The sequence below is a fragment of the Streptomyces sp. CB09001 genome (genome assembly GCF_003369795.1).
Taxonomy (GTDB): Bacteria; Actinomycetota; Actinomycetes; order Streptomycetales; family Streptomycetaceae; genus Streptomyces.
This window is the reverse complement of sequence record NZ_CP026730.1, coordinates 5,077,405-5,103,959: the sequence shown is the minus strand read 5'-3', so window position 1 is coordinate 5,103,959 and position 26,555 is coordinate 5,077,405. Positions and strand designations below refer to the sequence as shown.

24 protein-coding genes and 1 tRNA gene are annotated in these 26,555 nt (G+C 70.0%); 2 read left to right on the top strand and 23 right to left on the bottom strand.

The window, feature by feature from the left end:
- Nucleotides 1–49: 49 nt before the first annotated feature.
- The 23 genes from atpD to C4J65_RS23835 all read right to left on the bottom strand — a co-directional run bounded on the left by atpD (nucleotide 50) and on the right by C4J65_RS23835 (nucleotide 25,257).
- The gene (gene atpD / locus C4J65_RS23945) at nucleotides 50–1,486 is read right to left on the bottom strand and encodes a F0F1 ATP synthase subunit beta (protein WP_115744234.1); all 1,437 of its coding nucleotides are present in this window, start codon (nucleotides 1,484–1,486) and stop codon (nucleotides 50–52) included.
- A complete protein-coding gene (locus C4J65_RS23940; RefSeq protein WP_115744233.1) occupies nucleotides 1,486–2,403 on the bottom strand; it encodes a F0F1 ATP synthase subunit gamma in 918 nt (305 codons plus the stop codon). The genes atpD and C4J65_RS23940 overlap by 1 nt, the downstream gene beginning before the upstream one ends.
- Nucleotides 2,404–2,424: 21 nt before the next feature.
- Nucleotides 2,425–4,014: a F0F1 ATP synthase subunit alpha gene (atpA, locus tag C4J65_RS23935; RefSeq protein WP_115744232.1), complete on the bottom strand. Its 1,590-nt coding sequence runs from the start codon at nucleotides 4,012–4,014 to the stop codon at nucleotides 2,425–2,427.
- Between the two features lie 186 nt (nucleotides 4,015–4,200).
- Complete coding sequence (locus tag C4J65_RS23930; RefSeq protein WP_162833321.1) at nucleotides 4,201–5,016, bottom strand: F0F1 ATP synthase subunit delta; 816 nt, start codon at nucleotides 5,014–5,016, stop codon at nucleotides 4,201–4,203.
- Nucleotides 5,017–5,021: 5 nt separating this feature from the next.
- On the bottom strand, nucleotides 5,022–5,576 hold the full coding sequence (locus C4J65_RS23925; RefSeq protein WP_115744230.1) for a F0F1 ATP synthase subunit B: 555 nt from the start codon (nucleotides 5,574–5,576) through the stop codon (nucleotides 5,022–5,024).
- Nucleotides 5,577–5,617: 41 nt separating this feature from the next.
- Nucleotides 5,618–5,848, bottom strand: coding sequence for an ATP synthase F0 subunit C (atpE, locus tag C4J65_RS23920; protein WP_009321656.1), 231 nt, complete (start codon nucleotides 5,846–5,848; stop codon nucleotides 5,618–5,620).
- Between the two features lie 75 nt (nucleotides 5,849–5,923).
- Nucleotides 5,924–6,745 (bottom strand): F0F1 ATP synthase subunit A, encoded by an 822-nt coding sequence (atpB, locus tag C4J65_RS23915; RefSeq protein ID WP_109033445.1) that lies wholly within the window; start codon nucleotides 6,743–6,745, stop codon nucleotides 5,924–5,926.
- A 225-nt stretch (nucleotides 6,746–6,970) separates the two neighbouring features.
- Complete coding sequence (locus tag C4J65_RS23910; RefSeq protein WP_115744229.1) at nucleotides 6,971–7,405, bottom strand: hypothetical protein; 435 nt, start codon at nucleotides 7,403–7,405, stop codon at nucleotides 6,971–6,973.
- A gap of 262 nt (nucleotides 7,406–7,667) precedes the next feature.
- Nucleotides 7,668–8,969: an MraY family glycosyltransferase gene (locus C4J65_RS23905; RefSeq protein ID WP_115746608.1), complete on the bottom strand. Its 1,302-nt coding sequence runs from the start codon at nucleotides 8,967–8,969 to the stop codon at nucleotides 7,668–7,670.
- Between the two features lie 142 nt (nucleotides 8,970–9,111).
- A complete protein-coding gene (glyA, locus tag C4J65_RS23900) occupies nucleotides 9,112–10,368 on the bottom strand; it encodes a serine hydroxymethyltransferase (protein ID WP_115744228.1) in 1,257 nt (418 codons plus the stop codon).
- A 162-nt stretch (nucleotides 10,369–10,530) separates the two neighbouring features.
- Nucleotides 10,531–11,211 carry a protein-tyrosine-phosphatase gene (locus tag C4J65_RS23895; RefSeq protein ID WP_109033441.1) on the bottom strand — a complete coding sequence of 227 codons (681 nt, stop codon included), beginning with the start codon at nucleotides 11,209–11,211 and terminating at the stop codon, nucleotides 10,531–10,533.
- A complete protein-coding gene (locus tag C4J65_RS23890; RefSeq protein ID WP_030187245.1) occupies nucleotides 11,208–11,855 on the bottom strand; it encodes an L-threonylcarbamoyladenylate synthase in 648 nt (215 codons plus the stop codon). The genes C4J65_RS23895 and C4J65_RS23890 overlap by 4 nt, the downstream gene beginning before the upstream one ends.
- Nucleotides 11,856–11,905: 50 nt before the next feature.
- A complete protein-coding gene (gene prmC, locus C4J65_RS23885; RefSeq protein ID WP_003973636.1) occupies nucleotides 11,906–12,751 on the bottom strand; it encodes a peptide chain release factor N(5)-glutamine methyltransferase in 846 nt (281 codons plus the stop codon).
- A 60-nt stretch (nucleotides 12,752–12,811) separates the two neighbouring features.
- Nucleotides 12,812–13,888 carry a peptide chain release factor 1 gene (gene prfA, locus C4J65_RS23880; protein ID WP_115744227.1) on the bottom strand — a complete coding sequence of 359 codons (1,077 nt, stop codon included), beginning with the start codon at nucleotides 13,886–13,888 and terminating at the stop codon, nucleotides 12,812–12,814.
- Between the two features lie 108 nt (nucleotides 13,889–13,996).
- Nucleotides 13,997–14,221 (bottom strand): 50S ribosomal protein L31, encoded by a 225-nt coding sequence (gene rpmE, locus C4J65_RS23875; RefSeq protein WP_007387665.1) that lies wholly within the window; start codon nucleotides 14,219–14,221, stop codon nucleotides 13,997–13,999.
- A 124-nt stretch (nucleotides 14,222–14,345) separates the two neighbouring features.
- A complete protein-coding gene (locus C4J65_RS23870; protein ID WP_115744226.1) occupies nucleotides 14,346–15,500 on the bottom strand; it encodes an LCP family protein in 1,155 nt (384 codons plus the stop codon).
- 363 nt (nucleotides 15,501–15,863) lie between these two features.
- Nucleotides 15,864–18,008, bottom strand: coding sequence for a transcription termination factor Rho (gene rho, locus C4J65_RS23865; RefSeq protein ID WP_115744225.1), 2,145 nt, complete (start codon nucleotides 18,006–18,008; stop codon nucleotides 15,864–15,866).
- A gap of 429 nt (nucleotides 18,009–18,437) precedes the next feature.
- Nucleotides 18,438–19,367, bottom strand: coding sequence for a homoserine kinase (gene thrB / locus C4J65_RS23860; RefSeq protein ID WP_115744224.1), 930 nt, complete (start codon nucleotides 19,365–19,367; stop codon nucleotides 18,438–18,440).
- 304 nt (nucleotides 19,368–19,671) lie between these two features.
- Nucleotides 19,672–20,730, bottom strand: a complete 1,059-nt coding sequence (thrC, locus tag C4J65_RS23855) for a threonine synthase (protein WP_109033438.1) — start codon at nucleotides 20,728–20,730, stop codon at nucleotides 19,672–19,674.
- A gap of 6 nt (nucleotides 20,731–20,736) precedes the next feature.
- A complete protein-coding gene (locus C4J65_RS23850; RefSeq protein ID WP_016327275.1) occupies nucleotides 20,737–22,029 on the bottom strand; it encodes a homoserine dehydrogenase in 1,293 nt (430 codons plus the stop codon).
- 158 nt (nucleotides 22,030–22,187) lie between these two features.
- A complete protein-coding gene (gene lysA, locus C4J65_RS23845) occupies nucleotides 22,188–23,579 on the bottom strand; it encodes a diaminopimelate decarboxylase (RefSeq protein WP_115744223.1) in 1,392 nt (463 codons plus the stop codon).
- Between the two features lie 18 nt (nucleotides 23,580–23,597).
- Nucleotides 23,598–24,641 (bottom strand): ArgS-related anticodon-binding protein NrtL, encoded by a 1,044-nt coding sequence (gene nrtL, locus C4J65_RS23840; RefSeq protein ID WP_115744222.1) that lies wholly within the window; start codon nucleotides 24,639–24,641, stop codon nucleotides 23,598–23,600.
- A 118-nt stretch (nucleotides 24,642–24,759) separates the two neighbouring features.
- The gene (locus C4J65_RS23835) at nucleotides 24,760–25,257 is read right to left on the bottom strand and encodes a response regulator (RefSeq protein WP_115744221.1); all 498 of its coding nucleotides are present in this window, start codon (nucleotides 25,255–25,257) and stop codon (nucleotides 24,760–24,762) included.
- Between the two features lie 179 nt (nucleotides 25,258–25,436).
- Between C4J65_RS23835 and C4J65_RS23830 the strand changes: the two genes are divergently transcribed.
- A tRNA-Arg gene (locus C4J65_RS23830) sits at nucleotides 25,437–25,508 on the top strand.
- Between the two features lie 415 nt (nucleotides 25,509–25,923).
- Entirely contained in the window at nucleotides 25,924–26,295 is a 372-nt protein-coding gene (locus tag C4J65_RS23825) for a hypothetical protein (protein WP_162833320.1), read from the top strand.
- Nucleotides 26,296–26,555 lie beyond the last annotated feature (260 nt).

Sequence of the window (26,555 nt, the reverse complement as noted above, 5' to 3'; positions counted from 1 at the left end):
GCCCGCCCCCTCCGGGTGGTGGGCCGTGCGGCTCACCGTGAGCCGAGGCTCAGGAGACGCCCAGCTCCTTGGCGTTGTTCTTCAGGTCCTCGATGCCACCGCACATGAAGAACGCCTGCTCCGGGAAGTGGTCGTACTCGCCGTCGCAGATCGCGTTGAAGGCCGCGATCGACTCCTCCAGCGGGACGTCCGACCCGTCGACGCCGGTGAACTGCTTGGCGACGTGGGTGTTCTGGGACAGGAAGCGCTCCACGCGACGGGCACGGTGGACGACGAGCTTGTCCTCTTCGCCCAGCTCGTCGATACCGAGGATCGCGATGATGTCCTGCAGGTCCTTGTACTTCTGCAGGATGTTCTTCACGCGCATCGCGGCCTGGTAGTGGTCCGCCGCGATGTACCGCGGGTCGAGGATGCGGGACGTCGAGTCCAGCGGGTCCACGGCCGGGTAGATGCCCTTCTCGGAGATCGGACGGGAGAGCACCGTCGTCGCGTCGAGGTGGGCGAAGGTGGTGGCCGGGGCCGGGTCGGTCAGGTCGTCCGCGGGGACGTAGATCGCCTGCATCGAGGTGATCGAGTGACCACGGGTCGAGGTGATGCGCTCCTGGAGGAGACCCATCTCGTCGGCCAGGTTCGGCTGGTAGCCCACCGCGGAGGGCATGCGGCCGAGCAGGGTCGACACCTCGGAGCCCGCCTGGGTGAAGCGGAAGATGTTGTCGATGAAGAACAGCACGTCCTGCTTCTGGACGTCGCGGAAGTACTCGGCCATGGTCAGGCCGGCCAGCGCGACGCGCAGACGGGTGCCCGGCGGCTCGTCCATCTGACCGAAGACCAGCGCGGTCTTGTCGATGACGCCCGACTCGCTCATCTCGTCGATGAGGTCGTTGCCCTCACGGGTGCGCTCACCGACACCGGCGAACACGGAGACACCGTCGTGGTTGTTGGCGACGCGGTAGATCATCTCCTGGATGAGCACCGTCTTGCCGACGCCCGCGCCGCCGAACAGACCGATCTTGCCGCCCTTGACGTACGGGGTCAGCAGGTCGATGACCTTGACGCCGGTCTCGAACATCTCGGTCTTCGACTCGAGCTCGTCGAAGTTCGGGGCCTTGCGGTGGATCGGCCAGCGCTCACCGTCGTAACTCTCGTCGACGTTCAGCACCTCACCGAGGGTGTTGAACACCTTGCCCTTGGTGAAGTCGCCGACGGGGACGGAGATGGCCGCGCCCGTGTCGGTCACCGGGGCCTGACGGATCAGGCCGTCGGTGGGCTGCATGGAGATGGTGCGGACCAGGCCGTCACCGAGGTGCTGGGCGACCTCGAGGGTCAGCGTCTTGAGCTCACCCTCCTTGGCCGGGTCGGCGACCTCTACGTGCAGCGCGTTGTAGATCTCCGGCATCGCGTCGACGGGGAACTCCACGTCGACGACCGGGCCGATGACCCGGGCGACGCGGCCCGTGGCCGTCGCGGTCTCAACAGTGGTGGTCATTAGTTGTCACTCCCCGCGTTCGCGTCGGCCAGGGCACTGGCGCCACCGACGATCTCGCTGATTTCCTGGGTGATTTCGGCCTGGCGGGCCGCGTTGGCAAGACGGGAGAGCGTGTTGATCAGCTCGCCCGCGTTGTCGGTGGCCGACTTCATCGCGCGCCGGGTGGCGGCGTGCTTGGAGGCAGCCGACTGCAGCAGCGCGTTGTAGATGCGGCTCTCGACGTAGCGCGGCAGCAGGGCGTCGAGGACGTCCTCCGCCGAAGGCTCGAAGTCGTACAGCGGAAGGATCTCGTCCTTCGCGCCGGACTCCGCGGCCACCTCGTCGAGGCTCAGCGGCAGCAGCCGGGAGTCGACCGCCGTCTGCGTCATCATCGAGACGAACTCGGTGTAGACGATGTGGAGCTCGTCCACGCCGCCCTCGGCCGTATCCTTCTCGATGGCCTCGATCAGCGGCGCCGCGACCTTCTTGGCGTCCGCGTACGCCGGCTCGTCGGTGAAGCCCGAGAACGACTCCGCGACCTTGCGCTCGCGGAAGTTGTAGTGGGCCAGACCGCGCCGGCCGACGATGTACGTGTCGACCTGCCGGCCCTCGCGCTCGAGGCGCTCGGTCAGCTGCTCCGCCGCCTTGATGGCGTTGGAGTTGAAGGCGCCGGCCAGACCGCGGTCGCTCGTGAGGAGCAGGACCGCGGCACGGCTCGGGCTGTCCGCCTCCGTGGTGAGCGGGTGCTTCGTGTTCGACCCGGTACCGACCGCCGTGACCGCGCGGGTGAGCTCCCGCGCGTACGGCGTGGAGGCCGCCACCTTGCGCTGCGCCTTGACGACGCGCGAGGCGGCGATCATCTCCATCGCCTTGGTGATCTTCTTGGTCGCGGTGACGGATCGGATGCGACGCTTGTAGACCCGGAGCTGGGCTCCCATGAGTCAGGTCCCTTCCTTACGTCACTTGGCGGCGGACGGGGCGTCCTCGCCGAGCAGCTTGCCGTCCGAGGTCTCGAACTGCTTCTTGAACGCTGCGACGGCGTCGTCGATGGCCTGGATGGTGTCGTTCGACATCTTGGCGCCCTCCTTGATGGAGGTCATCAGGCCCTGCTCCTGGCGGTGCAGGTACTCGAGCAGCTCCTTCTCGAAGCGGCTGATGTCGGCGACCGGCACCTCGTCCATCTTGCCGTTGGTACCGGCCCAGACGGAGACGACCTGGTCCTCGGTGGCCATCGGCTGGTACTGGTTCTGCTTGAGCAGCTCGACCATGCGCTGACCGCGCTCCAGCTGCGCCTTCGACGCGGCGTCCAGGTCGGAACCGAAGGCGGCGAACGCCTCCAGCTCGCGGAACTGGGCGAGGTCCACGCGCAGTCGGCCGGAGACCTGGCGCATCGCCTTGTGCTGGGCGGAGCCACCGACGCGGGAGACCGAGATACCGACGTTCAGGGCCGGACGCTGACCGGCGTTGAACAGGTCGGACTCCAGGAAGCACTGGCCGTCGGTGATGGAGATGACGTTGGTCGGGATGAACGCCGACACGTCGTTGGCCTTGGTCTCGACGATCGGCAGACCGGTCATCGAGCCGGCGCCCTCGGCGTCGGAGAGCTTCGCGCAGCGCTCCAGCAGACGGGAGTGCAGGTAGAAGACGTCACCCGGGTAGGCCTCGCGGCCCGGCGGGCGGCGCAGCAGCAGCGACACGGCGCGGTAGGCGTCGGCCTGCTTCGACAGGTCGTCGAAGATGATCAGGACGTGCTTGCCCTCGTACATCCACTGCTGGCCGATGGCCGAGCCGGTGTACGGCGCGAGGTACTTGAAGCCGGCCGGGTCGGACGCCGGGGCGGCCACGATGGTCGTGTACTCCAGCGCGCCGTTCTCCTCCAGCGCGCCGCGCACGGACGCGATGGTGGAGCCCTTCTGGCCGATGGCGACGTAGATGCAGCGGACCTGCTTGTTCGGGTCGCCGGTGCGCCAGTTGTCGCGCTGGTTGATGATCGTGTCGACGGCCAGGGCGGTCTTGCCGGTCTGACGGTCGCCGATGATCAGCTGACGCTGACCGCGGCCGATCGGGGTCATGGCGTCGACGGCCTTGTAGCCCGTCTCCATCGGCTCGTGCACCGACTTGCGCTGCATGACCGTGGGAGCCTGCAGCTCCAGGGCGCGGCGACCGCTGGTCTCGATCTCGCCGAGGCCGTCGATCGGGTTGCCGAGGGGGTCGACGACGCGGCCGAGGTAGCCCTCGCCGACGGCCACGGAGAGGACCTCACCGGTACGCGAGACCGGCTGCCCCTCCTCGATGCCGCTGAACTCACCGAGGACGACGCAACCGATCTCGCGCTCCTCGAGGTTGAGGGCGAGGCCGAGGGTGCCGTCCTCGAACTTCAGCAGTTCGTTGGCCATGGCCGAGGGCAGGCCCTCGACCTTCGCGATGCCGTCGCCGGCAAGGGTGACCGTACCGACCTCCTCGCGCGAGGCCGCGTCCGGCTTGTACGACTGGACGAAGTTCTCCAGTGCGTCCCGGATCTCCTCCGGCCGGATCGTGAGCTCCGCCATCTGAGTTCCCTGCTCTCCTTGTTGGGCCCGAAGTTTCACTTGGGGGGTATTCCACGAGTCGGGACTCCCCCCAATGAGAGGTGAATCCTCTGCACGGCCCAACCAGGGCCGTCGTAAGTACGTACTGCTACTGCTCTGTTACTGCTTCTGCTCTGCTACTGCATCTGCTGTTGTCGCGCGTGGTCGTCAGCTCGCCAGCCGGCGGCCGGCGTCCTCCAGACGGTCCGCGATGGAGCCGTTGATGACCTCGTCACCGACCTGCACCCGGATTCCGCCGAGGACCTCGGGGTCCACGTCGAGGTTCAGGTGCATCGGACGGCCGTAGACCTTCGCGAGGGCCGCGCCAAGGCGCTGCTTCTGTGCGTCGCTCAGCGGCACCGCCGAGGTGACCACGGCGACCATCCGGTCCCGCCGGTCGGCGGCGAGCTTGGACAGGGACTCGAGTCCCGACTCCAGGCTACGTCCCCGCGGCGCGGTGACAAGGCGCGTCACCAGACGCTCGGTGGTCCGCTCCGCCCGGCCGCCGAGCAGGTCGCGCAGCAGCTCGCCCTTGGCCGCGGTGGTGGCCGACCGGTTGGTGAGCGCGGCGCGCAGCTCGGTGTTGGAGGAGATGATCCGGCCGAACCGGAACAGCTCGTCCTCGACGTTGTCGAGGCGGCTCCGCTTCTGGGCGTCGGTGAGGTCGGCGGTGTTCGCCAGCTCCTCCAGCGCGTCCACCAGGTCGCGGGACTGCGACCAGCGGGAGCGCACCATGCCGGCCACCAGGTCGACGGCCGGGCCGCTGACCTGGGTGCCGAGGAGACGCTGGGCGAGTTCGGCCTTGGCCTCACCGGCCTGCGCCGGGTCGGTGAGGACCCGACGCAGCGACACCTCGCGGTGGAGCAGCGCGGTGACGGAGGCCAGCTCGCCGGCGAGCGAGCCGGCGTCCACGGACGTGGAGTCCGTCAGCACGTCGAGACGCTCGCGTGCGGCGGCCAGGGCCTCGCGACTCGCTCCGTGCATCCCACTCATCGGGCTGCCTCTGCCGTCGTCGCCTTGTCGTCCAGTTCGTCCAGGAAGCGGTCGATCACCCGGCTCTGGCGGGCGTGGTCCTCGAGGGACTCGCCGACCAGCTTGCCAGCCAGCTCGGTGGCCAGCTTGCCGACGTCCTGGCGCAGCGCGGACGCGGCGGCCTTGCGGTCGGCCTGGATCTGGGCGTGACCGGCGGCGATGATCTCCTCACGCTGCCGCTGGCCTTCCGCGCGCATCTCGGCGATGAGCGTGGCGCCCTGCTCCTGCGCCTCCTGGCGCAGTCGCGCGGCCTCGTGCCGGGCCTCGGCGAGCTGGGCCTTGTACTGCTCGAGGACGCTCTGGGCCTCGGTCTGCGCGGCCTCGGCCTTCTCGATACCGCCCTCGATGGCCTCGCGACGCTCTTCCAGAACCTTGTTGATGTTCGGGAGGAGCTTCTTGGCGAGGAAGCCGAAGACGATGACGAAGGCGATCAGGCCGATGACGAGCTCGGGGATCGGCGGGACGAGGGGATTCTCCATCTCCTCTGCCGCGATCTGGAGCATCGGGCTCATGGGTTTGCCTTTCGTCTAGTCGGCTGGTCTGGGATCAGCGATCAGTAGCCGTAGACGAACGGCATGACCAGACCGATCAGGGCGAGCGCCTCACAGAAGGCGAAGCCCAGGATCTGGTTGGCGCGGATCAGGCCGGCCGCCTCGGGCTGACGGGCCAGGGCCTGGGTGCCGTTGCCGAAGATGATGCCGACGCCGACGCCGGGGCCGATGGCAGCGAGGCCGTAACCGATGGAACCGAGGGAACCTTCGACGGCAGCAAGGGTCTGGGACATGCCAGTTCTTCCTTTTCTTTACGGACCGGTGGGGGTTGGCCACCGGACGACTGTGAGAGGTCTGGGCGCGCTTGCTCAGTGGTGCTCGGCCATGGCGCCCTGGATGTAGGTGCACGTCAGCAGGACGAACACGTACGCCTGCAGAGCCTGGATGAACAGCTCGAAGGCGGTCATCACCACGGTCATGATGAACGAGACGCCCGCGTAGGCGATGCCGACGCCGTTCAGCAGGTACCAGCTGGCGATCGTGAACAGGAGCAGCAGGGTGTGACCCGCGAACATGTTCGCGAAGAGTCGCACGGCGTGGGTGAAGGGCCGGATCAGGATGTTCGAGAAGAACTCGATCAGCATGGCCAGCGGCAGCACCGGGCCGAGCGACTTGTCGTAGCCGGTGACGTTCTTGAAGAACCCGACGAACCCCTGACGCTTGAAGGTCAGCGTGATCCAGGTGACGTAGACGATCAGGGCGAGCACCGCCGGGTAGGCGATGATCGAGGTGACCGGGAACTGGGCGACCGGAATGATCGACCACAGGTTCATCATCCAGACGAAGAAGAAGAGCGAGACGACGAGCGGGACGTACTTCTCGCCTTCCTTCTTGCCGATGGTCTCGTAGACGACTCCGCGCCGGATGAAGTCGTAACCCGCCTCGGCGACCATCTGGAGCTTGCCGGGGACGACCTTCGGCTTGCGGAAGGCCGCCCAGAAGAACCCGACGATGACGATCGACCCCAGCAGCGCCAGCAGCATCGGCTTGTTGAAGTACAAGTTGCTGTCGTGGTCGCCCCACAGGGGCTCGAACAGGAACGAGTGCAGGCCGGGAGAAGGGAAGCCACAACCGTCGAAGATGTGGCAGTCGGTCTCGAAGGCGAGCACCTGCGTCGGGTCAGCACTCACCGCGGGCTCCTTCAGCGTGGCGCATGGATACGGCAACCTCGTTGTGTCGGCGCGGCGCGGGGCCGCTGTTCGGCACGGGACTGGTGTTACGGGTGTGGGGGCGGCTGTGGGGCATCTCGCCTCGCGATTCAGCAGGCGTCAGCCGAGATGCCCGCGCCCGCGATGCCGCAGTTGGCACCGGACGATAGCAGGAGTTCACATGCCTCTTTATCCCGGCCCTACCCCTCACGACGAGTGGCCCGTCTTTTCGGACTTTTCGCTCGACGAATCGGGCTCGACGTAGAGAACCTTGGCCTTCATGTGCGCCCGCGTCTGCGCACCGATCCACGCGAGCGTGACGACGAGCAAACTGATGGCGAAGGACCGGGGGTTGAACAACGTCGTGTTCTTGAACGCGGCGAGGAAGACGAACAGCAGCAGGATCTGCGCCGCGTAGAGCAGCAGGCCCATCCCCTGGAAAAGGTGCGGAAGCGATTTCGCGGTGCGCTGCAGGACGTAGAGGCCGATCCCCATGAACAGCATCGCGAGCACGGTCGCGACGACGGCTCCGACCGCACCCTTGCCACCGGCGACCACGGCACTGACGACGACGGCGACAGCGCCGACGGCAGCCGCGGGCACGGCAGACTGAAGCAGGATCCGGACGTCATTGGACGGCATGGCGGCAACTCCGCTTTCAACACACAGGGGGCAGGTGTCGTCATGGACGAGCGTAGCCCCGAGCCGGACGAGGTCCTCACTTACAAGAGACCGTCGCACTACGGTCCTTGGGCTCTACCCGGGGGATACTCGTGAACCGTATCACAAACTATTTGATGAGGTCTTTACCTCTGGGTGTGCTTGCTGTCACACGTGAGAGTGACAGTGCGCGTTTGTGCAACTACGGCGCCAACTTGTCTGGTAATGCGGCATTTCGCCGGTCTTACCTCGCCCGCGTACGGTGTCCGACGGCGGTCGCCCCGTTGACGCCCGAGACGCCCACGGTGACCGGAACCCGCTCCTCGTCCTCGACCGCCTCGGTCCCGGACTCGGACTCGGTGGCGGCGGACTCCGCCCTGCGGCGCCGGTAGCGCGGCGGCACCAGGCCCTCGGCCCAGCGCGGGGCGCGCGGGGTGAACCGCGGCAGCAGGAGCAGCACCAGACCGATCGCGCTGAGGAAGACGACGCTCAGCACGATCCACATCGACGCCGCGTTCACGGAGTAGGCGAGCGCGCCGAAGGCGATCAGCGCCGAGAAGAAGTACATGATCAGCACCGCGCGGCTGTGGGAGTGGCCGATCTCCAGCAGGCGGTGGTGCAGGTGCCCCCGGTCCGCGGCGAACGGCGACTGGCCGCGCCAGGTGCGGCGCACGATGGCCAGGATCAGGTCGGCGGCCGGGATGGCGATGATGGTCAGCGGCATCACCAGCGGGATGTAGACCGGCACCATCTGGTGCACCGAGTTGCGCTCCGACCCGGAGAACAGGTTCATCAGGTCGGGGTCGACCTGTCCGGTGACCGAGATCGCGCCGGCCGCCAGCACCAGCCCGATCAGCATGGAGCCGGAGTCGCCCATGAAGATCCGCGCGGGGTGCATGTTGTGCGGCAGGAAGCCGAGGCACATGCCCATGAGGATGACCGCGAAGAGCGAGGCGGGCGCCGCGGCCTCGATGCCGTACGAGTACCAGATCCGGTAGGCGTACATGAAGAACGCCGCCGCCGCGATGCACACCATGCCGGCCGCGAGTCCGTCCAGGCCGTCCACGAAGTTGACCGCGTTGATGGTGATGACGACCAGCGCCACCGTCAGCAGGGTGCCCTGCCACTGGGTCAGCGCGACCGTGCCGACGCCCGGCACCGGGATCCACAGGATGGTCAGACCCTGCACCACCATCACACCGGCGGCGATCATCTGCCCGCCCAGCTTGATCAGGGCGTCGATCTCGAACTTGTCGTCCAGGACACCGATCAGCCAGATCAGGGCGGCCCCCGAGAGCAGGGCGCGCGGCTCGTTGGACTTCTCGAAGACCTCGCTGAGGTTGGTGAGGTGGTCGGCGACCAGCAGGCCGGCGCACAGCCCGAAGAACATCGCGATCCCGCCGAGCCGCGGAGTGGGTTCCCGGTGCACGTCACGTGCCCGGATCTCCGGCATCGCCCCCGCCACGATCGCGAACTTCCGTACCGGCCCTGTCAGCAGATACGTCACCGCGGCCGTGATGCAGAGCGTCAGCAGGTATTCACGCACGGGCTTCCCCACAGGTCTCGCTGGCCATCCTCAGCCTCACACCCTAGCGATGCGCCTGGCGGTGCACGCATACGGTTGAGGACATCCGGGTAGCGACGATGGTTGCACGTCCGGCTGTGTGCGCCTGTACGCCTACCCGTCCTCAGTCCGGGTACGGGGGGAATTCCGCGGTCAGATCCCTTACGTCGGACCGTGCCGCGGCCGGGTCCGTCGTCCCCCGCAGTACCCCGGCGACCAGTGTGGCCACCGCCCGCATCTCCCGCTCCCCCATGCCCTGCGTGGTGACCGCCGCCGTGCCCAGGCGCAGCCCGCGGGCGTCCGCGTGCGGCAGTGCGCAGCAGTCCAGGACGATCCCGGCCGCCGCGAGCCGCCCCCGTGCGGCCTTCCCGTCGACGCCGAGCGGGGCGGGGTCGGCGGTGAGCAGGTGGGTGTCGGTACCGCCGGTGGTGACGACCAGGCCCTCGGCGGCGAGGTGGGCCGCGAGCGCGCGGGCGTTGGCGACCACCTGGTGGGCGTAGGCGGCGAAGGCGGGGGTCGCCGCCTCCCCGAAGGCGACGGCCTTGGCGGCGATGGTGTGCATCTGGGCCCCGCCCTGGGTGAACGGGAAGACGGCCCGGTCGACCCGTTCCGCCAGTTCGCTTCCGCACAGGAGCATGCCGCCGCGTGGTCCGCGCAGCACCTTGTGCGTGGTGGCGCACACGATGTCGGCGTACGGCACCGGGCTGGGCGCCGCTCCCCCGGCGACGAGTCCGATCGGGTGGGCGGCGTCGGCGATGAGGTAGGCGCCCACCTCGTCGGCGATGTCGCGGAAGGCGGCGTAGTCGAGGTGGCGGGGGTAGGCGATGGAGCCGCAGACGATCGCCTTGGGCCGGCGGGCGCGGGCCAGGGTGCGCACCTGGTCGTGGTCGATCAGCCCGGTCTCCGCGTCCACGCCGTAGCCGACGAAGTCGAACCAGCGGCCGGAGAAGTTCGCGGGCGAGCCGTGGGTGAGGTGGCCGCCGTAGGGCAGGCCGAGGGCGAGGACGGTGTCCCCGGGGCGCAGGAGGGCGGCGTAGGCGGCCAGGACGGCGGAGGAGCCGGAGTGGGACTGCACGTTGGCGTGCTCGGCGCCGAAGAGCGCCTGGGCCCGCTGGGCGGCCAGCCGCTCGGCCACGTCGACGATCTCGCAGCCGCCGTGGTGCCGGGCGCCCGGGTAGCCCTCGGCGTACTTGTTGGCCAGCGGTGAGCCGAGGGCGGCCAGCACGGCGGGCGACGTGAAGTTCTCGGCGGCGATCAGCTGCAGGGTCGTCGACTGCCGACGGCCTTCGGCGAACAGGATCTCGGCCAGCTCGGGATCCTGGCGCAACAGGACTCCGACCGAACTGTCATCGGCTTCGATGATGTCGTGGGTGACCGACATGATGCGCTCCGGGCATGCGTCGACGGTGACGTAGCACCAATGTAGGCCCGCCACGGCCAAGACGCCCGGTGTGCGCGGGGCGGGGCCCCGCATCCGCGCCGGAACCCCCGACGGCGCCGTCCCCACGGGGACTCCACCGACCGGGTCCCGCCCCGGTCCGCCTCAGGCCCGCGCGGGGACCCCCGTCAGCGCCGTCACCACGGGGTCCAGGGCCTGGTGTATCTCGTCGCCGATGGAGCGGAAGAAGGTCAGCGGGGCACCGTACGGGTCGTACACCTCGTCCGCCTCGACCGTGGGCGCGAGGAGCCACCCGCGTAGCGCGGCGGCAGCGCGGACCAGGGCGCGGGCGCGGGTGACCACGCCGTCCTCCAGTGGAGGGAGCGTCGCCGGGTCGATGGCGTTCACCAGGCGGGTGAACTCCTTCAGGGTGAAGGTGCGCAGGCCCGCCGAGTGGCCCATGGAGATGACCTGGGCCCGGTGGTCCCGGGTCGCGGTGAGGACCAGGTCGGCGCGGATCACATGCTCGTCGAGCAGCTCGCGGCCGGTGAACCCGGCGGGGTCGGCCCCGAAGTCCGTGAGGACCGTCTCGGCGTTCGCCTCCATGGGCGCGCCCTCGTGGCCCCAGGTGCCCGCGCTCTCCACGATCAGGCCGCCGCCCAGCACGCCGAGCCGCTCCTTCACCGCGTGCCGGGTCAGCCGCTCGGTGATCGGCGAGCGGCAGACGTTTCCGGTGCTGACGTGGAGGATGCGGAAGCTGTCGCGCGGGAGGCCGACGAACGTGGTCGTGATCTCCGCGGCGCGTTCCCCGTTGCCTATGCCACGCCCCGTCTCAGGGGCCGTCAATTCGCCACCTCGAGGTCGGGTACCACCTTGCGCAGCTCCTCCGCCGACAGCGCGCCCGCACGCAGCAGGACGGGCACCTCGCGGGTGACGTCGACGATGGACGACGGGACGATGCCGGGCGTGGGGCCGCCGTCGAGGTAGACGGAGACGGAGTCGCCGAGCATCTGCTGGGCGGCGTCGCAGTCCTCGGGCGCCGGGTGGCCGGTCAGGTTGGCGGAGGAGACGGCCATGGGGCCGACCTCGGTGAGCAGCTCGATGGCGACCGGGTGCAGCGGCATGCGGACGGCGACCGTGCCCCGGGTCTCGCCCAGGTCCCACTGGAGGGACGGCTGGTGCTTGGCGACCAGCGTCAGCGCGCCCGGCCAGAAGGCGTCGACCAGCTCCCAGGCCATCTCGGAGAAATCGGTGACCAGGCCGTGCAGGGTGTTGGGCGAGCCGATGAGCACCGGGGAGGGCATGTTGCGGCCCCGTCCCTTGGCCTCCAGCAGGTCGCCCACGGCCTCCGCGGTGAAGGCGTCGGCGCCGATGCCGTACACGGTGTCCGTAGGCAGCACCACGAGCTCGCCACGGCGGACGGCGGACGCGGCCTCACGCAGACCGGTCACTCGGTCGGTCGCGTCGTTGGTGTCGTAACGCCGTGCCATTTAGCGGGCCTCCTCGTACACGTACTGCGGGGTGGGGGTCGTCGGGGTGCTCACGGCAGTGCCTTGCGGGCCGTCGCGAAACGAGGTCGGTTGTTGAGGTCGGGGTGGTCGGCCGCGTCGGCCCAGCCCCGCTCCTCGGTGAAGATCCACGGCACCTGGCCGCCCTGGGTGTCGGCGTGCTCGACGACGACCACGCCGCCGGGGCGCAGCAGGCGGTGCGCGGTGCGTTCCAGGCCGCGGATCAGGTCGAGGCCGTCCTCGCCGGAGAACAGGGCCAGCTCGGGATCGTGGTCGCGGGCCTCGGGGGCGACGTACTCCCACTCGGTGAGCGGGATGTACGGCGGGTTGGAGACCACCAGGTCGACCTGGCCGTCGAGGTCCGGGAAGGCCGTCAGGGCGTCTCCCTGGCGCAGGTCGACCCTGGACCCCTCCATGTTCCTGCGCGTCCACTTCAGGGCGTCCTCGGACAGCTCCACGGCGTGCACGCGCGAGCGCGGCACCTCCTGGGCGAGGGCGAGCGCGATGGCGCCGGAGCCGGTGCACAGGTCGACGATGCAGGGCTCGACGACGTCCATGGCGCGCACCGCGTCTATGGCCCAGCCGACGACCGACTCGGTCTCGGGGCGGGGCACGAAGACGCCGGGGCCGACCTGAAGCTCCAGGTAGCGGAAGTAGGCGCGGCCGGTGATGTGCTGGAGCGGCTCGCGCGCCTCGCGGCGGGCGACGACCTCCCAGTACCGGGCGTCGAAGTCCGCGTCCGGCACGGTGTGCAGCTCGCCCCGCTTGACGCCGTGCAGGTACGCGGCGAGCTCCTCCGCGTCGGTGCGCGGCGAGGGCACGCCGGCGTCGGCCAGCCGCTGGGTGGCCTGGGCCACCTCCGCGAGCAGCAGGTTCACGCTGGTCCTCCGGGGCTGAGCTGGTCGTCCGGTACGGGGGTGCGGGTGCGGCTACGGGGCTTACGCGGCGGCGAGCTTGGCCGCCGAGTCCGCGTCGACGCAGGCCTGGATCACCGAGTCGAGGTCGCCGTCCAGGACCTGGTCCAGGTTGTACGCCTTGAATCCGACGCGGTGGTCCGAGATGCGGTTCTCCGGGAAGTTGTACGTACGGATCTTCTCGGAGCGGTCGACGGTGCGGACCTGGCTGCGCCGGGCGTCCGCGGCCTCCTTCTCCGCCTCCTCCTGCGCCGCCGCGAGCAGCCTGGAGCGCAGGATACGCATCGCCTGCTCCTTGTTCTGCAGCTGGCTCTTCTCGTTCTGGCAGGAGGCGACGACTCCGGTCGGGATGTGCGTGATGCGCACGGCGGAGTCGGTGGTGTTGACGGACTGGCCGCCGGGGCCCGAGGACCGGTAGACGTCGATGCGCAGGTCGTTCGGGTTGATCTCGACGTCGATCTCCTCGGCCTCGGGGGTCACGAGGACGCCGGCCGCGGAGGTGTGGATGCGGCCCTGGGACTCGGTCGCGGGGACGCGCTGCACGCGGTGCACGCCGCCCTCGTACTTCAGCCGGGCCCAGACGCCCTGCCCGGGCTCGGTGGCGCCCTGGCCGCCCTTGGTCTTCACGGCGACCTGGACGTCCTTGTAGCCGCCCAGCTCGGACTCGGTGGCGTCGATGATCTCGGTCTTCCAGCCGACCCGCTCGGCGTAGCGCAGGTACATGCGCAGCAGGTCGCCCGCGAACAGGGCCGACTCGTCGCCGCCGGCGCCGGCCTTGATCTCGAGGATGACGTCCTTGTCGTCGCTGGGGTCGCGCGGGACGAGCAGCAGGCGCAGCTTCTCGGTGAGCTCGTCCCGCTGCTTGTCCAGCTCCTTGACCTCGGCGGCGAAGTCGGGGTCGTCGGCCGCGAACTCGCGGGCGGTCTCCATGTCGTCGCCCGTCTGCTTCCAGGAGCGGAACGTGGCGACGATCGGGGTGAGCTCGGCGTACCGCTTGTTCAGCTTGCGCGCGTTGGCCTGGTCGGAGTGGACCGACGGGTCGGCGAGCTTCTTCTCCAGGTCGGCGTGCTCGGCGACGAGTTCCTCGACGGCCTCGAACATCTTGGGCTCCTGCTACTGCTTGGGAAGGGGAAGGCGGGCGACCAAAAACGCCGGTCCCGGCGCTCCCCGGGGAGGGGATGCGGCCGTGGACCGGCGATTGGAGGCTCGCTACTTCTTGGAGCCGGCGGAAGCCTTGCCGAACCGGGCCTCGAAGCGGGCCACGCGGCCACCGGTGTCGAGGATCTTCTGCTTGCCCGTGTAGAACGGGTGGCACTCGGAGCAGACCTCGGCCCGGATGGTGCCGGACTGGATGGTGCTGCGAGTGGTGAACGACGCGCCACAGGTGCAGCTGACCTGCGTCTCGACGTACTCGGGGTGGATGTCGCGCTTCAAGGTGTCTCCTAGTGTTCCGGGAGGGCGCCGGGTCGCAGCCGCGGGATGCGGGAGCGTGAACCGGAGCCGACGTACCAGTCTGCCAGGACTGGCGCCATCCCCCAAAACCGGGGTGCGGGGTGATCTATTCCCCGGTGTTGACGACGCCCTTGGCCTCACCGGTGGCCGTGCCCTGCGTGGCCGACGCCGGGATCGGACGGTCGTTCTTCAGGGCCGTCCAGACCTGCTGGGCCTTGTCCTTCTCCACCAGGACGCGGTTGGCGTCGGCGGGGTCGTAGATCACCGGCATGGTGACCATGTGCATCTTGTCCGGGCCGATGCCCTTGAGGCCGCCGGCGAAGGACATCAGGGAGTTCACCGAGCCCAGGTCGGAGTCGGTGGTCACGGTCTTGGTGGCGGTGTCGGCGATGTCGTACAGCTTCTTGGGGTTGCCGAGCAGGCCGATGTCCTCGACCTGGTGGACGAGGGCCTTGACGAAGGCCTGCTGGAGCTGGATGCGGCCGAGGTCGGAGCCGTCGCCGACGCCGTGCCGGGTGCGGACCAGGCCGAGGGCCTGCTCGCCGTCGAGCCGGTGGGTGCCGGCCGTGAGGTCGAGGTGGCTGTCGGGGTCCTTGATGTCCTCGCTGGTGGTGACCTGGACGCCGCCGAGGTCGTCGATGAGGTTCTGGAAGCCGCTGAAGTCGACCTCCAGGTAGTGGTCCATGCGCAGGCCGCTGATGGACTCGACGGTCTTCACGGCGCAGGCGGCGCCGCCGGTGGAGTAGGCGGAGTTGAACATCACGCCGTCGGCGGCGGGGTGTTCGCCGCCGTCGGTGTCGGTGCAGTCGGGGCGGTCGACGAGGGTGTCGCGCGGGATGGAGACCACGCCGGCCTTCTTGTGGCCCTTGTAGACGTGCACGATCATCGCCGTGTCCGAGCGGGCGGTGCCGTCGTCGGTGCCGCCGCCGAGCTTCTTGTTGCCGCCGGAGCGGGTGTCGGAGCCCAGGACCAGGATGTTCTCCGAGCCGTTGTCGGCCTTCTCGGGCCGGTCGGCGCCGAGCGCCTGGTCGATGTCGACGCTCGTGAGGTTGCCGTTGAGCTTGAAGTACAGGACTCCGGCTCCGGTGCCGCCGAGGACCACGATGCCCGCGGCGCTCCAGGCCGCGACGAGCAGGGCCTTGCGCCGCTTGGCCGTGGGCTTGCGGCGGCGGCCCTTGCCCCGGCGGCCGGGGCCTGGGCCGGGGGTGCGGGACTGGCCGGGGCCGGGTATCGCGGGATCCGGCGTGCTCTCGGCGGACATGGGCTCCTCGGTGTTCGTCCGGTCGGTTACCCCCTGCGCTCAGGGTCGGATCGGTCGGCTCCGGTGGTCGGCGCCGGTACCTCACCATGGTCCCTCCGTAGCTCAGACGGCGGAACTCGGGACAGGGTTGCACAACGGTCTGTGGCGAACGGGTGCGGAAAAGGTGACTGAGCGTGTTCGACCTGCGCTGCTCCGCCTTCCTGACCTGGGCATCCGCGGGCACCGGCCCGGACCCGACGGGACGCTGTCCGGGCCGGTCCGTGTGGCGAAGGTCGCAGGTGGCGGCCGCGGGCACCGGCACGGGCCCATGACGAAGGGGCCGCCCCCGTGGCGGAGGCGGCCCCTGTTGTGCGCGGCGGAGACTCAGTCGCCGTTGCCGGGCGTCGGGGTCGTCTTCTGGATCTGCATCAGGAACTCGGCGTTCGACTTCGTCTGCTTCATCTTGTCGAGGAGCAGTTCGATCGCCTGCTGCTGGTCGAGCGCGTGCAGCACGCGGCGCAGCTTCCAGGTGATGGCGAGCTCGTCGCTGCCGAGCAGGATCTCTTCCTTGCGGGTGCCGGACGCGTCCACGTCCACCGCCGGGAAGATGCGCTTGTCGGCGAGCTTCCGGTCGAGCTTGAGCTCGGCGTTGCCGGTGCCCTTGAACTCCTCGAAGATGACCTCGTCCATGCGGGACCCGGTGTCCACCAGGGCGGTGGCGAGGATGGTCAGCGAGCCGCCGTCCTCGATGTTGCGGGCCGCACCGAAGAAGCGCTTCGGCGGGTACAGGGCGGTCGAGTCGACACCACCGGACAGGATGCGGCCGGAGGCCGGGGCGGCGAGGTTGTACGCACGGCCCAGACGCGTGATCGAGTCGAGCAGCACGACGACGTCGTGACCCAGCTCCACCAGGCGCTTGGCGCGCTCGATGGCCAGCTCGGCGACCGTGGTGTGGTCCTCGGCCGGGCGGTCGAAGGTCGAGGAGATGACCTCGCCCTTCACCGACCGCTGCATGTCGGTGACCTCTTCGGGACGCTCGTCGACCAGGACGACCATCAGGTGGCACTCGGGGTTGTTGTGCGTGATCGCGTTGGCGATCGCCTGCATGATCATGGTCTTGCCGGTCTTCGGCGGGGCCACGATCAGACCGCGCTGGCCCTTACCGATCGGCGCGACCAGGTCGATGATGCGGGTGGTGAGGACGCCCGGGTCCGTCTCCAGGCGGAGGCGGTCCTGCGGGTACAGCGGCGTCAGCTTGTTGAACTCCGGCCGTCCGCGCCCGGATTCGGGCGCCATGCCGTTCTGGGAGTCCAGGCGGACGAGCGCGTTGAACTTCTCGCGGCGCTCGCCGTCCTTGGGCTGGCGCACGGCACCGGTGATGTGGTCGCCCTTGCGCAGGCCGTTCTTGCGGACCTGGGCCAGGGAGACGTACACGTCGTTGGGGCCGGGCAGGTAGCCGGAGGTCCGGATGAACGCGTAGTTGTCGAGGATGTCGAGGATGCCGGCGACCGGGATGAGGACGTCGTCCTCGTTGATCTGCGGCTCCTGGATCTCGTCGCGCCCGCGACGGCCCCGGCGGTCCCGGTAGCGCCCGCGGCGGCCGCGGCGGCCGCTGCCGTCGTCGTCGTAACCGTCGTCGTGCTGCTGACGGTCCTGGCGTCCGCCGCCGCCCTGCTGCTGACGGTCCTGGCGACCGCCGCCCTGGGTCTGCTGGTCGTCGCCCTTGTTGCGCCGGTCGCGGCCGCCGCGGTCACCACGGTCACCGCGGTCGCCACGGTCACCGCGGTCGCCACGGTCACCGCGGTCGCCACGGTCACCGCGGTCGCCACGGTCACCGCGGTCACGGCGGTCGCGGCGGCGGCCGTCGCCCTCGCCGTCGGCCTGGCCCTGCTGGTGGCCCTGCGTCTGCTGCTGCGACTGCTGCGGGGCCGACGTGTCGGCCTTCGGCTCGGCGCGGGTCTCGACGGCCACCGTCGTGTCGGTGGCGGACGGGCTGCCCGCGTCGGAGGTGGCCCGGCGACGACGGCGCTCGGAGGGGGCGTCGGCGGCGGGGGCGGCCTGCTCGGCCGAGGCGTTGACCTTGGGGGACGGCTGACCGGGGATCTCGATCTGCTGCTGGTCGGCGGCCTGGTCGGCGGCCGCCTTGTCCGCCTTCTTGTCGGCCTTGCCGGCCTTCTCCGCCTTCTCGCCGGGTGCCTCGTCGCCCGTACGGGTCCGGGAGGTGCTGCGGCGCTTCGGCTTGGTCTCGCCGGCGGTGTCCGCGGCGGCGGGCGCGGCCTTGGCGGGGGCACCCCCCGCGGCCTGCGCCTCCTTGATGACCTCGATCAGCTGGCTCTTGCGCATACGCGCGGTGCCCCTGATGCCGAGGCCGGATGCGACCTGCTGCAGCTCGGCCAGCACCATGCCCTCGAGGCCGGTACCGCGGCGCCGCCGGGAGCCGGCACCGGTGGCAGGCGCGGAGGCGTCCGTGGCGGGCGCGGCAGCGGTCTCCTCGACACGTGCGCCCATCAGATCGGTGGTGTCGCTCACGAAGGGTCCTTCCCTGGAGCGGACGTCGGCCTGTCTGGCTCGGCGACCGGTTGTGCTGTCCGGCTTCGGTCCTTGCTGTGTGAACCGTGCCGGGGCGGTGGTCCGCCTGAACGGCGGAAGAGATATCTGGTGATGGCGCTTCCCCTAGCCGTGGCACCCGGTGTCTGTGTCATGCGGCGTGGTCGCACCGGTTCCGAAACTCCCCCAGAGGGGGTAACCCCCACCGGTGGGCCGCTCAATGCCCGTGTCGGTCGCACTGATCACGTACGACATCCACTGCAGAATGCGGCTTGGGGGGCTCCCGGAAGAATGTCTGTCCCGGACGGGGACACGAGGCACCTCGCCATGGTGGGGTCGGGTGCAGACTTGAGGTTAACACTACCGGATCCAACAAACATTCCCCCTCTCGAAATCCGGCAACCGTCCGCGTCAGGTGTCGCTGGCGGTCGCCAGGGGCAGGACGGTCGCGCCCTGCTGGTCCAGGCCGAGCCGGTTGGCCGCCCAGTCCGTTCCGGCCAGCGCCTCGACCTTGTCGGCCGTGTCGGCGTCGGCCAGTGCCATCACCGTGGGTCCGGCACCCGAGATCACCGCGGGGATGCCGTCGCCACGCAGCCGCTCCACGAGCGCCGTGCTCTCCGGCATGGCCGGCGCGCGGTACTCCTGGTGCAGGCGGTCCTCGGTGGCCGGCAGCAGCAGCTCGGGGCGCCGGGTGAGGGCCTCGACGAGCAGCGCGGCGCGGCCGGCGTTGGCGGCGGCGTCGACGTGCGGGACGCTGCGCGGGAGCAGTCCGCGCGCGGTCTGGGTCAGTACCGGCTTTCCGGGCACGAAAACCACCGGAACGATGGAATCGGAGGGCTCCATCCTGATCGCCCGGGCGGCGCCGGACTCCATCCAGGAGAGGGTGAAACCGCCCAGGAGACAGGCCGCCACGTTGTCGGGGTGGCCCTCGATCTCGGTGGCGAGGTCGAGCAGCGCGGCGTCGTCGAGGCGGGCCTCGCCGCCTATGGTCACCGCGCGCGCGGCGACGATGCCGGCGCAGATGGCGGCGGAGGAGGAGCCGAGGCCGCGGCCGTGCGGAATGCGGTTGGCGCAGACGATCTCCAGGCCGCGCGGCTGTCCGCCGAGCAGGTCGAAGGCGGTGCGCAGGGAACGGACGAGGAGGTGCTGCTCGTCGCGCGGCAGGGTCTCGCTGCCCTCACCCGCGATGTCGATGTGCAGCCCGGAGTCGGCCACCCGGACGACCACGTCGTCGTACAGACCCAGCGCGAGGCCGAGGGCGTCGAAGCCCGGACCGAGATTGGCGCTGGTGGCGGGGACGCGCACCCTGACGGCGGCGGCGCGGAACGCTGGACCGGCCATCGCTCGATGACTCTCCTTGAGCTGCGTGACTGTCGAATGACATTCGATGACGACGACGATGACGTACAGAACCCTGGGCGCGACCGCGGAGACGGCGCGGTACCGCGGCATATGCGGCAGGCGGGTTAGGTACAGCCTATCGAAGGAAGGTTCTGTGGCGACATAGGGCGCACAGGAGGCGCACGATGCGTGTCGTAAGCCCCCTGTGCACCCCCTGCAAGTGACTTTCCCGGCCGGGCGTCGCCTACGCCCTCCTGCGCCGGGCGCCTTTCACCGGCGCGGCGCTCAGACCAGCCCGAGCCGCTCAGACCAGCCCGAGCCGCTCGGCCGCCGTCGCCGCGTCGACCGGAACGGTGACCGGCTGCGGGGCGCCGGCGACGGCCCAGTCCGGGTCCTTCAGCCCGTTGCCGGTGACGGTGCACACGATGCGCTGCCCCGGGTCGACCTTGCCCTGCTCGGCGGCCTTGAGCAGGCCGGCCACGGACGCGGCGGAGGCGGGCTCCACGAAGACGCCCTCCTGGGAGGCCAACAGCCGGTAGGCGCGCAGGATCTCACGGTCCGTCACCTCGTCGATGGCGCCGCCCGACTCGTCCCGCGCGGCGAGCGCGAAGTCCCACGAGGCGGGGTTGCCGATCCGGATGGCGGTGGCGATGGTCGAGGGGTCCTTGACGACCTCGCCGCGCACGATCGGGGCGGAGCCGGAGGCCTGGAACCCCCACATGCGGGGCTTGCGGGTGCTGACGCCGTCGGCGGCGTACTCCCGGTACCCCTTCCAGTACGCGGTGATGTTGCCCGCGTTGCCCACGGGAAGGACATGTATGTCGGGCGCGTCGCCGAGCATGTCCACGATCTCGAAGGCGGCCGTCTTCTGTCCCTCGATACGCACCGGGTTGACCGAATTGACCAGTGCCACCGGGTAGTTGTCGCTGAGCGCACGGGCCAGCGTGAGGCAGTCGTCGAAGTTGCCGTCGACCTGGAGGATCTTCGCGCCGTGCACGAGGGCCTGGCCCATCTTGCCGAGCGCGATCTTGCCCTGCGGCACGAGCACGGCGGACACCATGCCGGCGCGCACACCGTAGGCGGCGGCCGAGGCGGAGGTGTTGCCGGTGGAGGCGCAGATGACGGCCTGCGCGCCCTCCTCCTTCGCCTTGCTGATGGCCATGGTCATGCCGCGGTCCTTGAAGGACCCGGTCGGGTTCGCCCCCTCGACCTTGAGGTGGACCTCGCAGCCCGTGCGCTCGGAGAGCACCTGCGCGGGCACGAGCGGGGTGCCGCCCTCACGGAGCGTCACGACGGGCGTGCTGTCGGAGACGGGCAGCCGGTCCCGGTACTCCTCGATGATTCCGCGCCACTGGTGAGTCATTGCTGGTTACTCTCCTTCAACCCGCATGATGCTGGCGACACCCCGCACGGTGTCGAGCTTGCGCAGCGCCTCGACCGTACCGCCGAGGGCGGCGTCGGACGCGCGATGGGTGACGACGACGAGGGATGCCTCGCCGTCCTTGCCGGACTGCCGCACGGTGTCGATGGAGACACCGTGCTCCGCGAACACGGTCGCGACCTGGGCGAGCACGCCCGGTTTGTCGGCCACGTCGAGGCTGATGTGGTAGCGCGTGACGACGTCGCCCATCGGGGAGACGGGCAGGGCGGCGTACGCGGACTCACCGGGTCCGGTCGCTCCGCCCAGCCGGTTGCGGCACACGGCCACCAGGTCGCCGAGCACGGCGGACGCGGTCGGCGAGCCGCCGGCGCCGGGCCCGTAGAACATGAGCTGTCCGGCGGCGTCGGACTCGACGAAGACCGCGTTGTACGCCTCGCGCACATTGGCCAGCGGATGGCTGAGCGGGATCATCGCGGGATGCACGCGCGCGGTGACCGATCCTCCGTCCGCCGCCCGCTCGCAGATGGCGAGCAGCTTGATGGTGCAGCCCATCTCCTTGGCGGAGGCGAAGTCGGCGGCGGTGACCTCGGTCATGCCCTCGCGGTAGACGTCGTCGAGGCGCACGCGCGTGTGGAAGGCGATCCCGGCGAGGATGGCGGCCTTGGCTGCGGCGTCGAAGCCCTCGACGTCGGCGGTCGGGTCGGCCTCGGCGTACCCGAGGGCGGTCGCCTCGTCCAGCGCCTCCTGGTACCCGGCCCCGGTCGAGTCCATGGCATCGAGGATGAAGTTGGTCGTCCCGTTGACGATGCCGAGCACCCGGTTGACCTTGTCGCCGGCGAGGGACTCGCGCAGCGGCCGGATCAGCGGGATGGCACCGGCGACGGCGGCCTCGTAGTACAGGTCCTTGCCGTGCTCGTCGGCGGCGGCGTGCAGGGCGGCGCCGTCCTGGGCGATGAGCGCCTTGTTGGCGGAGACCACGGAGGCGCCGTGCGCGAAGGCGGTGGTGATGAGCGTCCGCGCGGGCTCGATCCCCCCGATCACCTCCACCACGACGTCGATGTCCCCGCGCTTGACGAGCGCGGTGGCGTCGGTGGTGACGAGGGCCGGGTCGATCCCCTCCCGCACCTTGTCGGGCCGTCGTACGGCGACGCCCGCGAGCTCCACCGGGGCCCCGATCCGGGCGGCGAGGTCGGCGGCGTGCGTCGTCATGATGCGCGCCACCTCTGAGCCGACCACTCCACAGCCCAGCAGCGCCACCTTCAGCGGACGCGTACGCATCATCCGACCTCGTTTCCTCATACCGTCTACGGTTGGACCAGTCTCACGCACCGGACGGGATTTTCTGCCTTTCGTCCGGATCGTGAGACGTTTATTTCATTTTCGGAGGGGGTGCGGACCGAAAGATCTTCGCCCGTCCCCGCCTCTCCCTCCCTCGGGCGTCACCCGACGTCGAGGCGCAGCAGATCCTCCTCGGTCTCCCGCCGCACGACGACCCGCGCCGCACCGTCCCGCACGGCGACGACCGGCGGCCGCAGCGCGTGGTTGTAGTTGCTGGCCATGGAGCGGCAGTACGCCCCCGTCGCCGGTACGGCGATGAGGTCACCGGGTGCCAGGTCCCCCGGCAGGAAGGCGTCCTTGACCACGATGTCCCCGCTCTCGCAGTGCTTGCCGACGACGCGCACGAGCATCGGCTCGGCGTCGGAGGTGCGGGAGGCGAGGGTGACGCTGTACTCGGCGTCGTAGAGCGCGGTCCGGATGTTGTCGGACATCCCGCCGTCGACGGAGACGTAGGTCCGCAGCCCGTCGAGCGGCTTGACGGTGCCGACCTCGTACAGCGTGAAGGCGGTGGGCCCGACGATGGCCCGCCCGGGCTCGACGGAGATGCGGGGGGTGGCGAGCCGGGCGGCCTCGCACTCCCGCGTCACGATCTCGGTCAGCGCCTTGGCGATCTCGTGCGGCTCGCGGGGGTCGTCGTCGCTGGTGTACGCGATCCCGAGCCCGCCCCCGAGGTCGATCTCGGGCAGCTCGACGCCGTGCTCGTCCCGGATGTCCTTGAGCAGCCCCACGACCCGGTGCGCGGCGACCTCGAACCCCGACATGTCGAAGATCTGCGACCCGATGTGCGAGTGGATCCCGATGACCTCGAGCCCGTCGAGCTGGAGCGCCCGCCGCACCGCTTCGGCGGCCTGCCCGCCGGCCAGCGGAATCCCGAACTTCTGGTCCTCGTGGGCGGTGGCGATGAACTCGTGCGTGTGCGCCTCGACGCCGACGGTGATCCGGATCTGCACCCGCTGCCGCCTGCCGAGCGACTGGGCGATGTGCGCGACCCGCACGATCTCCTGGAAGGAGTCGAGCACGATCCGCCCCACCCCGGCGCGCACGGCCCGCTCGATCTCCTCCGGCGACTTGTTGTTCCCGTGGAAGGCGATCCGCTCGGCGGGCATCCCGGCGGAGAGGGCGGTGGCGAGCTCGCCGCCCGAACACACGTCGAGGTTGAGCCCTTCCTCGTCCAGCCACCGCACGACGGCGCGCGACAGGAACGCCTTCCCGGCGTAGAAGACGTCGGCCTCCGTCCCGAAGGCGGTGCGCCAGGCCCGCGCCCGCTCCCGGAAGTCGTCCTCGTCGAGGATGTAGGCGGGGGTGCCGTACTCCTCGGCGAGCTGGGTGACGGCGATCCCGCCGACGGTGACGACCCCGTCGGCGTCCCGCCCGACGGTGCGGGCCCAGACCTTGGGGTCGAGGGCGTTCAGATCGTCCGCGGGCGCGGAGTAGTGCCCTTCGGGCAGGACATCGGCGTGGCGGGGCCCGGCGGGGTGTGCGGAACGGCTCATGGCGTCTTCTGCGCTCTCTCAGAGGTGGTCGGGTGCGTCGATGCCGAGCAGGGCCAGGCCGCCGGCCAGCACCGCCCCGACGGCATCGGCGAGCGCCAGCCGGGCACGGTGGGCGGCCGAGGGTTTCTCCCCGCCGCGCGGCAGCACGGTGGGCAGGAACGGCAGCGCGGCGTCGGCGACGGTGACGAGATGCCGGGCGAGCCGGTCGGGGGCGCGGTGGTCCGCGGCGGCGGCGAGGACGCGGGGGTGGTCGGCGAGGGCGGCCAGGAGGTCACGCTCGCCGACGGGGCCGGGGGCTGCGGTGAACCCGAGGTCGGCGGCGTTCCGAGCGGCGGCACGGGCACGGGCGTGGGCGTACCGCACCCGGAAGAGGGGGTTGCTCTCACGCTGGACGAGGTGCTCGTCGCCGACCCGGGGCCGGTCGTGGGCCGCGGGGTGGAGCAGGGCCCAGCGTCCGGCGTCCCGCCCGAGGGACATCGGGTCGGCGGACCCGTGGGCGGGCACGGGCCGGACGTTGACGGGCAGCTCGGCGGGGGCGACCCCGACGGCGTCCACCGTCACCCCGAGCACGGAGGTCCAGGCGTCCTCGAACCCCTCGGCTCTCACGCGGACGAGGGCCCCCTGGGAGCGGAGCAGCCGTGCGGATGCCTCGGCGACGACGACGGCACGCAGGTCGTGGGGGCAGTGGAGCTGCACGACGCGCCCGTCCGGTTGGCCGGCGTACCCGTACCGGTCCCCGCGGCGCAGGATCTCGGCGACGACTCCGGCGGCGGAGGCGGCCCGGTCGACACTGATGTTGAGGAACCCCGGCCCGGTGAGGACGACGTCGGTGATCCCGTCTGTTCCGACCAGGTAGGGCCGCAACACCTCGGCGACCGCCAGGGGCGGCTGCCCGGCCGGGCGGGCCAGCTGGAGGGCGATGCTGGTGGCGTAGTCCCCGCACCCCCCGGGCCCCGGCGGCGCGACCACGGCACGCGTCGGCACGGCCACGCTCAGCTCCCCCGCGTCGACGGCGCGACGCACCGCGTGCAGCACGGTGCGGGAGAGCTCTACGGGTGTCACGGGACAAGCGTATGGGAGGAGGGGGGTGGGGAGGCGAACCGATTTGCACCGGTCCCGGGATATGGACGCAAGCCCACAGCCCTGGCCGGACCAGACCCGACTACACCCGGATCTCCGTTCACGCCTGCGCGGACGCCCCGCTCTCCCCGGCGAGCCCACGCACCCGCGGCGGCGGAACCGCGGCACCGGCGCCCGGTCCGGAACCCGCTCCGGACGCCCCGTTGACGACGGACCCACTGCCCTTGCGCTCGACCAACTGCCGTACCAGCCCCACCAGCTCGGCGGGCTCGAAGGGCTTGGAGAGAAAGGCGTCGGCCCCCGCGGCGAACCCGGCGTCGACCTCGTACTGCGTACAGGCGCTGACGATCGCGATCGGGAGGTCCCGGGTCCGCGGATCGGCACGCAGCCGGGCGGCGGTCCTGAGCCCGTCCAGCCGAGGCATGACCACGTCCAGCGTCACGGCGTCGGGCCGCACCTGATGGACGACTTCCAGACACTCGGCACCATCGCCCGCGGTCACGACCTCGAAGCCCTCCAGCTCGAGGTTGACCCTGATCAGCTGCCGGATGACCTTGTTGTCGTCCACAACAAGAATCCGGCCGGACGGCCTAGGCACAACTCGAGAGTAGGTCCGGACCGGCCACCGCGTCCGGGTTTTCCCGACTTCCGCCCCCCGCGGGTGACAACGCCCCGCACGGGCCCCGTCACGACCCGCGAAAACCCGTTCCTGACCACCCCGGGCGAGCTGGTAGTGTTCTACCCGTCGCCGCGAGCAACACCGAACGCGACGGACACGCCCCCGTAGCTCAGGGGATAGAGCAACGGCCTCCGGAGCCGTGTGCGCAGGTTCGAATCCTGCCGGGGGCACCCAGCATGAGGTGCCCAAAGACCCCGTCACCAGCGGAAACGCTGAGGGTGGGGTCTTCGCGTATGTGCAGGCGGACGCCGCCGGAAGCAGCCGTTTGTCAGTGATCACGTTGCAATAGCGTGTTGATCATGGAGGGCCGAGCGGCAGGTCAGAGGCCGTTTCGCAGGCCCTTGAGAGTAGTCCCGTGGACCATCCATAGACAGACCCGGGCAGGCGGTCTCGGCAGTGCCTCCGCATGTGGCACCCCTGCATGTTGCAGCTACCTTTCGCCACTCACACGCTCAGCCGTCGCCTCGCGCGATGCAACCCTTGATCCACAACTCACCGAAAATGTCGGTGAGTTCAAACCACCCGTCGTGGTGCGCTAATCTCAGATGTGTCAGATCTGCCAAGCTGAGAGGAATCCTTGTGGGCGTGGTCATCCGCATCAACATCCCTGGTGCCACCGTTACAACCAGGACGGTCGGCGACGACACGCATATCGACGTCACCCTGAACGAAGGGACCAGCAGCACCGCAACCCAGACAACGCCGGGAGGGCTGGCGCCCATGATCGAGGCTGGGGAGCTGAAGGTTGGCGAGGTTCTCTACTGGTCACGCCCTCGCCTGGGCGTCCGGCACGAGGCAACGGTGCTGCCGAACGGCTGGCTCTCGTTCGAGGGCAGACCGTACCGAACCCCTTCTGGCGCAGCGGTGGCCGCGGCCGGCTCGCAGGCTGACGGTTGGACCGCATGGAGGCGCGAGCGCGACGACGTGATCATCGGGTCCCTTCGCAAGGCCCATTAAGGTCCGCCCACCCCGCAGAGGGATGGATGCGAAGGAGAGGCAACACAAGTTGCCTTCAGCGTGACCCTCACGAGAGTGCGCCCGGACCAGCCAAAGCCAAGGCGGCCGGACACCGACGTATCACATATCGGTAACAAGAACCCCAAATTGCCACACGGGCCACCTAGTTGGCCGGTAAAACTACCCAACAAGGAGTGAGGCCGACCATGGCCTCATATTAGTTAGTTAACCTAAGTAAACTCTTCTTGGCTTTGACTTTG

What these genes read in the sequence shown, in the direction of transcription:
- prfA (WP_115744227.1), bottom strand. Translation starts at nt 13,888, where the DNA reads ATGTTCGAGGCCGTCGAGGAACTCGTCGCCGAGCACGCCGACCTGGAG.
- C4J65_RS23870 (WP_115744226.1), bottom strand. Translation starts at nt 15,500, where the DNA reads ATGTCCGCCGAGAGCACGCCGGATCCCGCGATACCCGGCCCCGGCCAG.
- glyA (WP_115744228.1), bottom strand. Translation starts at nt 10,368, where the DNA reads ATGTCGGTCACCCACGACATCATCGAAGCCGATGACAGTTCGGTCGGA.
- atpE (WP_009321656.1), bottom strand. Translation starts at nt 5,848, where the DNA reads ATGTCCCAGACCCTTGCTGCCGTCGAAGGTTCCCTCGGTTCCATCGGT.
- C4J65_RS23910 (WP_115744229.1), bottom strand. Translation starts at nt 7,405, where the DNA reads ATGCCGTCCAATGACGTCCGGATCCTGCTTCAGTCTGCCGTGCCCGCG.
- lysA (WP_115744223.1), bottom strand. Translation starts at nt 23,579, where the DNA reads ATGAGCCGTTCCGCACACCCCGCCGGGCCCCGCCACGCCGATGTCCTG.
- atpA (WP_115744232.1), bottom strand. Translation starts at nt 4,014, where the DNA reads ATGGCGGAGCTCACGATCCGGCCGGAGGAGATCCGGGACGCACTGGAG.
- thrC (WP_109033438.1), bottom strand. Translation starts at nt 20,730, where the DNA reads ATGACTCACCAGTGGCGCGGAATCATCGAGGAGTACCGGGACCGGCTG.
- C4J65_RS23850 (WP_016327275.1), bottom strand. Translation starts at nt 22,029, where the DNA reads ATGATGCGTACGCGTCCGCTGAAGGTGGCGCTGCTGGGCTGTGGAGTG.
- C4J65_RS23940 (WP_115744233.1), bottom strand. Translation starts at nt 2,403, where the DNA reads ATGGGAGCCCAGCTCCGGGTCTACAAGCGTCGCATCCGATCCGTCACC.
- C4J65_RS23930 (WP_162833321.1), bottom strand. Translation starts at nt 5,016, where the DNA reads ATGCACGGAGCGAGTCGCGAGGCCCTGGCCGCCGCACGCGAGCGTCTC.
- atpD (WP_115744234.1), bottom strand. Translation starts at nt 1,486, where the DNA reads ATGACCACCACTGTTGAGACCGCGACGGCCACGGGCCGCGTCGCCCGG.
- C4J65_RS23925 (WP_115744230.1), bottom strand. Translation starts at nt 5,576, where the DNA reads ATGAGCCCGATGCTCCAGATCGCGGCAGAGGAGATGGAGAATCCCCTC.
- C4J65_RS23890 (WP_030187245.1), bottom strand. Translation starts at nt 11,855, where the DNA reads ATGGCACGGCGTTACGACACCAACGACGCGACCGACCGAGTGACCGGT.
- thrB (WP_115744224.1), bottom strand. Translation starts at nt 19,367, where the DNA reads ATGGCCGGTCCAGCGTTCCGCGCCGCCGCCGTCAGGGTGCGCGTCCCC.